This is a genomic window from Faecalibacterium longum, assembly GCF_040094125.1.
In the GTDB taxonomy this organism is placed as follows: domain Bacteria; phylum Bacillota; class Clostridia; order Oscillospirales; family Ruminococcaceae; genus Faecalibacterium; species Faecalibacterium longum.
Genome location: NZ_JBBNIH010000014.1, coordinates 1 through 538 on the forward strand (window position 1 = coordinate 1; position 538 = coordinate 538).

General features: G+C 47.8%; 1 protein-coding gene. It reads left to right on the forward strand.

The genetic code is table 11. From position 1 onward, the window contains the following. Positions 1 to 538: XRE family transcriptional regulator (locus AAAU26_RS00095; protein WP_349180843.1), on the forward strand; the 538-nt coding region annotated here is incomplete at both ends.

Here is a 538-nt window from a genome sequence, read left to right on the forward strand (position 1 = left end):
GGCACACGAAAAAGGAATGGCTATTCACTTGTAGCTTTCTCTGAACTTCTCCGTCACTATGGCGTCGATGTCAGTGATAAAGGAATCAGCAAATGGGAAAAAGGCTATACCACTCCTAGCATCTATCAACTAGTTGCAATCTGCTACGCATTGAACATCAAGGAGGGTCCTTCCTACTTTACAAAGAACTTTCAGAAACCCGCCCTTCTAAATGACATCGGGCAAAAAAAAGTCGCTGAGTACGAAATGGACTTGATTGCATCCCGGCGCTACCAGCCAGACGCAGAAGAGCCCGCGGAAATCGACTACATAATGATGCCTGTATCAGAGTTGCCAGTATCGGCAGGTCTAGGAGCTTTTCTTGAGGGTGAAATGTTCCAGCAGATACAAGTGCCTGCCAGTAGCGTTCCGGCTGGTGCCGAGTTCGGGATATACGTTAGCGGTGATAGTATGGAGCCGCGTTATCATAACGGACAGATTGTATGGGTGAAGCGCTGCGAAGAACTTGAATGCGGGGATATCGGGATATTCGTATATG